The organism is Jannaschia rubra, assembly GCF_001403735.1.
GTDB classification, from domain to species: Bacteria; Pseudomonadota; Alphaproteobacteria; order Rhodobacterales; family Rhodobacteraceae; genus Jannaschia; species Jannaschia rubra.
Window position 1 is genome coordinate 70,790 of sequence record NZ_CXPG01000023.1, and the last position, 7,384, is coordinate 78,173.

A 7,384-nucleotide genomic window follows, 5' to 3' on the forward strand; every position below is an offset into this window, starting at 1 on the left:
GAGGATGGCAGGATGATGGACGGCACCGCGCCCACCGACGCTAGCGGCACGGCAGACGGCCCGCAAGCGCGGGGCGAACGCATCGACCTTCTGGTGGGGCGCCACGCCGCGCTCCTTTCGGCGCAGCTTCAGGAACACCGCGCCCGCCTGTTTCCGCCCACCGCACGCAAGACGCTGCGCAAGTTCACCTCGGGCGAAGTCGCGGACCTGCTGGGCGTCAAGGACGCCTACCTGCGCAAACTCCACCTCGACGGCCGCGGCCCCGACCCGGAGGTGCGCTCCGGCGGCCGCCGCTACTACTCGGCGGAGGAGATCCGGGAGCTGCGCGAGATGCTGGAAGACGGCGCCAAGGCGCCCGGCACCTACCTGCCCGGCCGGCGCGCCGGCGATCATTGCCAGGTCATCTGCGTCATCAACTTCAAGGGCGGCTCGGCCAAGACGACCACCGCCGCGCATCTGGCGCAGAAGATGGCGCTCGACGGCTACCGCGTGCTCGCCATCGACCTCGACCCGCAGGCCTCGCTCTCCACCCTCCACGGCTATCAGCCCGAGCTCGACCTGATGGACGGCGGCACGCTCTACGACGCGATCCGCTACGACGACCCCGTGCCGCTCAGCGCCGTGATCCGGCCCACCTATTTCTCGGGTCTCGACATCGTGCCCGGCAACCTCGACCTCATGGATTTCGAGCATGACACCCCCCGCATGCTCATGTCGCAGGAAGGCGAGCCCTTCTTCACCCGCATCGGCGCCGCGCTGGCGCAGGTCGAGGGCGACTACGACGCCGTCATCATCGACTGCCCGCCGCAGCTGGGCTTCATCTCCATGGCCGCGCTCTCGGCGGCGACGGCTGTGCTGGTGACGATCCACCCCCAGATGCTCGACGTGATGTCGATGTGCCAGTTCCTGCGCATGACCTCCGACCTTCTGGGCATCGTGGCCGAGGCAGGGGGCAACATGACCTACGACTGGATGCGCTATCTCGTCACCCGATACGAGCCGGGCGACGGGCCGCAGAACCAGATGGTGGGCTTCATGCGGTCGATGTTCGGCGATCACGTCTTGAACAACACCGTGCTCAAGTCGACTGCTGTGTCCGACGCGGGAATCACCAAGCAGACGCTCTATGAGGTCGAACGCACGCAGTTCACGCGGTCGACCTATGAGCGTGCGCGGGAATCCCTGGATGCCGTCAACAGTGAAATCGAGGGCCTCGTGCAGGCCGCATGGGGCAGGTGAAAGGGATCGCATGGCACGCAAGAACCTTCTGTCCGGCCTGATGGCCGACACCCAGCCCCCGGCCGAGGGTCCCGCCCCCGCCCGCCGCACCGGCGGCGCCATCGGGGCCGTGGGCAAGTCGTTCGCCGAGATGCGCGCCAATGCGGTGATCGAGATTCCTGCCGACATGATCGACATGGCGGGCCTCAAGGACCGCCTCGGCACCGACCCCGAGCAAGAGGCGCTGATGGCCTCCTTGCGCGAATACGGCCAGCAAGTCCCTGTTCTCGTTAGACATTCCCCGAACTACGAAGGCCGCTACGACATCGTCTACGGCCGCCGCCGGGTCGCCGCGCTGCGCCGTCTGGGGATGAAGGTGCGCGCGCTGGTGCGCGACCTGCCCGACCGCGCCCTGATCGTGGCGCAGGGGCAGGAGAACACCGCCCGCCGCGATCTGTCGTTCATCGAGATGGCCAATTTCGCCCGGCAGATGGCCGCCATGGGCTTCGACCGCAAGGTGATCTGCGACGCGCTGTCGATCGACAAGACGGTGATCTCGCGGATGCTGACGGTGACGGACCGCGTGCCGGAGACGCTGATCCGCGCCATCGGCCCCGCCCCCGGCGTGGGCCGCGACCGCTGGGTCGCCTTCGCCCGCGCGCTGAGAGACGCGGAGGCGGCGACCGAGGCGGCGACGGCCGACACCTCGGGCGACAGCGAGGCGCGGTTCGCCGCCGCACTTGCCACCACGCGCAAGCCGCGGGTGCCGCGCGCCAAACCCGTGACATTGACCATTCAGGATGCGGCCTTCGCCCAATGGCTGACCCGCAACCTCGACGAGCTGCGCGCCCAATGGGCGGCGGAAACCGGCAACCAGCAAGGAAAGGACGAGGCCTGAAATAAGGAGAGCCCCCCGAAACGTGTGTCCCGAGAGGCCCTTGGTCTAGCAACTTCAAGGTAGGGGACGTGTTGACGGCAGTCAACTCCCACCGATTCGGTGGCCTGCTTTTTGCGGCCCTTCGACATCATGCACGAGTATTCCTCCCGCGGGTCCACCCGCCGGGCCGCGCCTTCGCGTGCCCCGAAACCAGCGCCGGAGCTGCGCTGGCAGATCCTCGACGACCTTACCGCGGCCCGCGACGACTGGGGTCTGAAGGACCGGACGTTGCAGGTGCTGCGCGCGCTCCTGTCCTTCCTGCCGCGTGGCGAAACCACTGGCTTTGTTGTCTTTCCCTCCAACCGCACCCTGTCGGAGCGACTGCTGGGGATGCCCGAATCGACCCTGCGGCGCCATCTGGCGGTGCTGCGCGACGCGGGCCTCATCGCCCGCCGCGACAGCCCCAACCGCAAGCGGTTCCGCGTGGGCCGCAACGCCGACTTGACCTTCGGCCTCGACCTCACGCCCCTGTTCGCCGCGGCCCACCACCTGCGCCAGGCCGCGCGACAGGCCGCCGACCGCCGTGCCCGCGTGGCCCAGCTTCGCGCGCGCATCCGCGACCGCATGGCGCGGGCCGATCTCTCCGACACCCGGCGCGACACCCTGCGCGGGACGTTGCGGCGCAAGCTCGACGAGGCCGCGCTCACCGACCTCCTCGCCACGCTGCCGCCCGAAACGGATGTCGCCGACAGCGAAAACGGGCGGCACACACAGACCTCATCCAGACTCCAGACAACAGCGGACGACCTGACCGTGGCGCAGGACGCGCTGGAGGAAGTGGCAGGGATGGTGAACCGCCCCCTGCACACGCCCCGCGACGTGGAACGGGCCGGGGAACTCGCGGCCCTCGCCCTCGGGGTGCGCGACGCCTTCGCGGTCGCGCGCCACCGCAACGGCGCCATCTGGGCCACCATGGCGCTCGCCCATGTCCACCGCCGCCTGCCCCGCCTGCGCGACCCCGACCGATACCTCCACGCGCTGGTGGCCCGTGCCGCGACAGGCGGCTTCGACCTGATGGCCAGCCTGTCGCGCCCTGCCCCGCCCTTGACCTTCGCCCCCCACCCCTGAACATGCCGTCATGAGGTTCCTTCACACCGCCGACCTGCATCTCGGATCGCCGCTGCGCGCGGCGGCCTCGCGCGATGCCGACCGGGGCGCGGCCCTGCGCCTCGCCGCCGACGGGGTGCTGGCGCGGATCGTGGATGCCGCGCTGGACGCGCAGGTCGACGCGGTGGGCTTCGCCGGCGACGTCTTCGACAGCGATGTGCAGGACGTGACGCTGCGCGCGCGGCTGGTCACGCAGCTTCTGCGCCTCACGCGGTCGGGCATCGCGGTGGTGATGATCCGCGGCAACCACGACGCGCTGATGGACCACGGGCGCTACGGCCCGCTGGGCGACGGCATCCACCTTCTCGACCGCGACCGGCCCAGCGTCGACCTGGGCGGCGCGGTGTTTCACGGGCTGGGCTTCCGCGCGCGCCACCACGACCGCTCCTTCTTGCCCGACTATCCCGCGCCCGTCCCCGGCAGGGTGAACGTGGGGCTGATGCACACCTCGCTCGACGGCTCGTCCGGCCACGACCCCTATGCCCCCTGCTCCGTGGCGGACCTTCTGGCGCATGGCTACGACTACTGGGCCCTCGGGCACATCCACAAACGCGCGCAACATATCGACGGCCACCGCGCCGCCGTCATGCCCGGCATCCCCCAGGGCCGCCACGCGCGCGAAGCCGGGCGCGGGTCGGTGACATTGGCGCATCTGGGCGACGGTGCCCCGCGCATCCGGGCCATCCCCGTGGCCGACATGGCCTTTGCGACCGTGCCGCTCGACCTTTCCGGCGTCACGGATTTCGACGGCCGCATCGCGGCGATCCAGCGTGCGGCGCAGGGCGTCGAAGACCACCACCGCCTGCTGCGTCTGCGCGTCACCGGCAGCGACCTGCCCCTGTCGGACCTGTCGGAGATCGCGCGCGAGGCGGTGGCCGATATGCCGCTGGTGGATATCGAGGCCGTGCGCCGGCGCGACACGCCCCCTGCCCCACCCGGCGACCTGGCCCGGCTGATGGCCGAGGAAGCCGCGACCGACAGCTTCCGCGACGCCGCGCGCGAGGCCCTGGCCGCCTGGCGCGATGCCCTGCCGCGCGAGATCGCGGCGACGCTGGCGGACGCGGAGTTGCGGGCGTTGACCGACGAAGGGTTGACTGCCGTCAACTTTGTTCTGTCGCAGGCCGATCCGGCATGAGGATCGCGCGCCTCGACCTGACGCGATACGGATTGTTCACCGACGCGACGCTCGACTTCGGGCGGGCCCGCGACTGCGACGTGACCGTGGTCTACGGTGACAACGAGGCCGGCAAAAGCACCGCCTTCGCCGCCTGGCTCGACCTTCTGTTCACTATTCCGTTGCGAACCTCCTACAGCTTCCTGCACCCCCGTCCGGGGATGGAAGTCGGCGCGCTGGTCGAGACGCCGGCCGGGCCCCTGCACCTGCGCCGCACCGCGAAGGGGCTGATGGACGGCGCGGGGAACGCGCTCGACGAGGCGCGGGTGGCGAAGCTGGTGCATGGCCTCGACCGGGAGGGCTATGCCCAGCGGTTCTCGCTCGATGATGAGCGGTTGCGCCGCGGCGGTGAGGAGATCGCCTCGGGCAAGGGCGACCTTGGCGCCGCACTCTTCGCCGGGCTGACGGGGATCGAGGGGATGGACGCGCGGCTGGCGCAGGTCGGGGCCCGCGTCGATGCCTTCCACAAGCCACGCGGCAAGACCACCGCGCTGGCCACCGCCAAGCGCGACCTGGCCGACCTCGATACGCAACTGCGCGAGACCGGGTTGCGACCGCAGGAGTGGGACCGCCTGCGCGGCGACCTCGACGCCGCTGCCGCCCGCGCCGATGCCGCGGCGGCGGAGGTGATCGCGGCCGATCGTGCCTTGACGCTCTGCCAAGCGGTCGCCGACCTGCGCCGCATCGCGCGGGAGCGGGCGGAGGTGGAGGCGCGGCTGACCGATGCGCCGGAGGGGCCGGACCTTGCGCCCGATGCGGAGCGGCGGATGGGCCACGCGCTGAGCCGACTCGCGACCGCCGCCGACGACCGCGCGACCTGGCAAGTCGAGCTCGACACGGCGGAGGCGGTGCTGCGCGACGCGCCCGGCGCTGAGGTGGAGGCCGCCATCGCCCGGATCGACGCCGCCCGGTTGGAGGATGGCACGTCGCTCGTGCATCGCACCGAGGGCGAGGCGGCGGACCTGCCGCGCCGGCAGGCCGCGCTGGCGGAGGCGCTGCGCAAGCGTGACGCGGCGCTGGCGCAGGCCGGTGCGCCGTCGATGCCCGCAATCGATGCTGCGCGGCTGGAGGAGATCGAGGCGCGGCTGTCGGACTGGCGCGAGGCCGACCGCGCCGCCGGACAGGCGCGCGCCGGGGTCGAGGCCGACCGCGCCGCCTTGCCGCCCGAGGTCGCGCCGGTCGCGGGGATCGACGCCTTGCAAGCGGCGCTCGACGCGCTGCCGGGGGCGGAGCGGCTGGCCGACAGGCGCGAGGCGGCACGGCTGGCGGGGCAGGCGGCGGAGGATGCGGCGCAGGGCCTGCCCGAAGGATGGCGCGCGCTGGCCGAGGCGAAAGGCGGCCTGCCGGAAGATGCGGGGCTGGAGGCGCTGGCGGAGGCGCATCGGGCGGCGTCGGACGCTCTGGCTCAGGCGCGCGCAGTGGCAGTGCGGGCGGATGCGGAAGTTGACGGCCGTCAACTTTCCCTGCGCGACCCCAAGGCGGCGGCCGTCACCGATGCCGAGCGCGACGCCGCCCGCGACGCGCGCGATGCGGCTTGGGACAGGCACCGCGCCGCGCTGGAGGCCGCCACCGCCGACGCCTTCGCCGAAGCCATGCGCACCCACGACCGCCTGCGCGACCGCCATGCCGAGAGCGCGGAGGCGCGGGCGACCCGTGTAGCAGCGGAAGCCGACCTTGCGCGGGCGCAACTGGCCGCGGCGCAAGCAGCCGAGGGTGTCGCGCGGGCCGAGGCGGAGCTGACGCAACAGCGGGGCAGGGTGGCCAAGGTCGCGCCGGGGCTGGGGTTGCCCGCCGATGCCGACCCGCGCGATCTGCCGCGTCGGCGTGCGCGGCTGGCGGAGGCTTTGCGCGCGGCGGTCATGGCGGAGCGGGCAGAGGCGGAGGCGGCGGATCTGGACCGCGCGGCGGACGCGGCGGAGGCGCGGTTGCAGGCAGCGCTGCGCGAGGCCGGGGGAGGGGAGGGCGACGCGGCGGCGGCGCGGGCGCATCTGGAGCGGTTGCGGAAGGCCGAGACGGCGGCGACCCTGCGGCGGGAGGCGGAGGCCCGGCTGACCCGCGCGGAAGCCGAAGCCGCCACGCTGGAGCGGAAGGCGGCGGCGGCGGGAGAGGCGGCGCGGGAGGCGCTGGCGGATCTCTGGTGCGCGGAGGGGGAGTTGGAGGAGGCGGTACGGATGCTGCCGTTCCTGCGCCGGGCCGTCACGGAGGAGGCCGAGCGGGCGCGGATGGAGGTGCGGGTGGAGCAGCTTGCTTCCGCGCTGGACCGGCTGGAGGGGCTGGCGAAGGACCTGCCGGGGGAAGGCCGCGCGCCGGAGCGCCTGGCCCGGCTTCGCCCCCTGGTCGAGGCGGCCGGGAAAGCGCGCGCCAAGGCCGCGGAGGCGCGGATGCATCTGGCGACGCAGGACCGGCGGGAGCGGGAGGCGCGGGAGGCCATCGACGCCGTGCTGGCGGGGCAGGGGGGCGAGGGGTCATCGGAGGACCGGCTGGCGCTGTGCCTGGCGCGCGACGGCGACCGCGCGGCCCTGGTCGCGCTTGGCGCGCGGGCGGCGGAGTTGCGGGCGGGTGTGGACGGCGACGCGCTGGCGCGCGAACAGGCGGCGGACCCGGCGGGGCGGGCGGATGTTCTGGCCGCCGCGCAGGAGGCGGCGCGGGCGGCGCATGGGGCCGCGTTGCAGGCGCAGGGAGCTGCGCGGCAGGCGCTGGAGGCGGCGCAGGCGGGACAGGGGGGCGATGCCGCCCGGCAGGCCCGCGCGACGCTGCTGGCGCGTCTGCGCGACGAGGCGCGGGAGGCGGCGGCGCTGATGCTGGGCGGGATGGCCGCGCGCCGCGCGCTGCGCCGGATGCAGGAGGAGCGGCGGGGCGAGATGATCGCGGCGGCCGAGACGGCCTTCGCCCGGCTGACCGGCGGCGCCTGGACGCGGCTGGAGACCGAACCGGGCGAGCGGGGCGGC

General features: G+C 73.1%; 5 protein-coding genes. All 5 read left to right on the forward strand.

The genetic code is table 11. From position 1 onward, the window contains the following. Positions 1-15 precede the first annotated feature (15 nt). Complete coding sequence (repA, locus tag JAN5088_RS16805; protein ID WP_055684005.1) at positions 16-1,239, forward strand: plasmid partitioning protein RepA; 1,224 nt, start codon at positions 16-18, stop codon at positions 1,237-1,239. A 10-nt stretch (positions 1,240-1,249) separates the two neighbouring features. Then, positions 1,250-2,116, forward strand: a complete 867-nt coding sequence (gene repB, locus JAN5088_RS16810) for a plasmid partitioning protein RepB (protein ID WP_055683995.1) — start codon at positions 1,250-1,252, stop codon at positions 2,114-2,116. A 111-nt stretch (positions 2,117-2,227) separates the two neighbouring features. Continuing rightward, positions 2,228-3,223: a helix-turn-helix domain-containing protein gene (locus tag JAN5088_RS16815; protein WP_144431873.1), complete on the forward strand. Its 996-nt coding sequence runs from the start codon at positions 2,228-2,230 to the stop codon at positions 3,221-3,223. A 10-nt stretch (positions 3,224-3,233) separates the two neighbouring features. Then, positions 3,234-4,397, forward strand: coding sequence for a metallophosphoesterase family protein (locus JAN5088_RS16820; RefSeq protein ID WP_055683997.1), 1,164 nt, complete (start codon positions 3,234-3,236; stop codon positions 4,395-4,397). Then, the coding region (locus tag JAN5088_RS16825) for an AAA family ATPase (RefSeq protein WP_055683998.1) at positions 4,394-7,384 on the forward strand (2,991 nt) is incomplete at its 3' end. The genes JAN5088_RS16820 and JAN5088_RS16825, both read left to right, overlap by 4 nt.

Bases quoted from the DNA above. Each gene is read 5' to 3' on its own strand.
- repA (WP_055684005.1), top strand. From the start codon at position 16: ATGGACGGCACCGCGCCCACCGACGCTAGCGGCACGGCAGACGGCCCG.
- repB (WP_055683995.1), top strand. From the start codon at position 1,250: ATGGCACGCAAGAACCTTCTGTCCGGCCTGATGGCCGACACCCAGCCC.
- JAN5088_RS16820 (WP_055683997.1), top strand. From the start codon at position 3,234: ATGAGGTTCCTTCACACCGCCGACCTGCATCTCGGATCGCCGCTGCGC.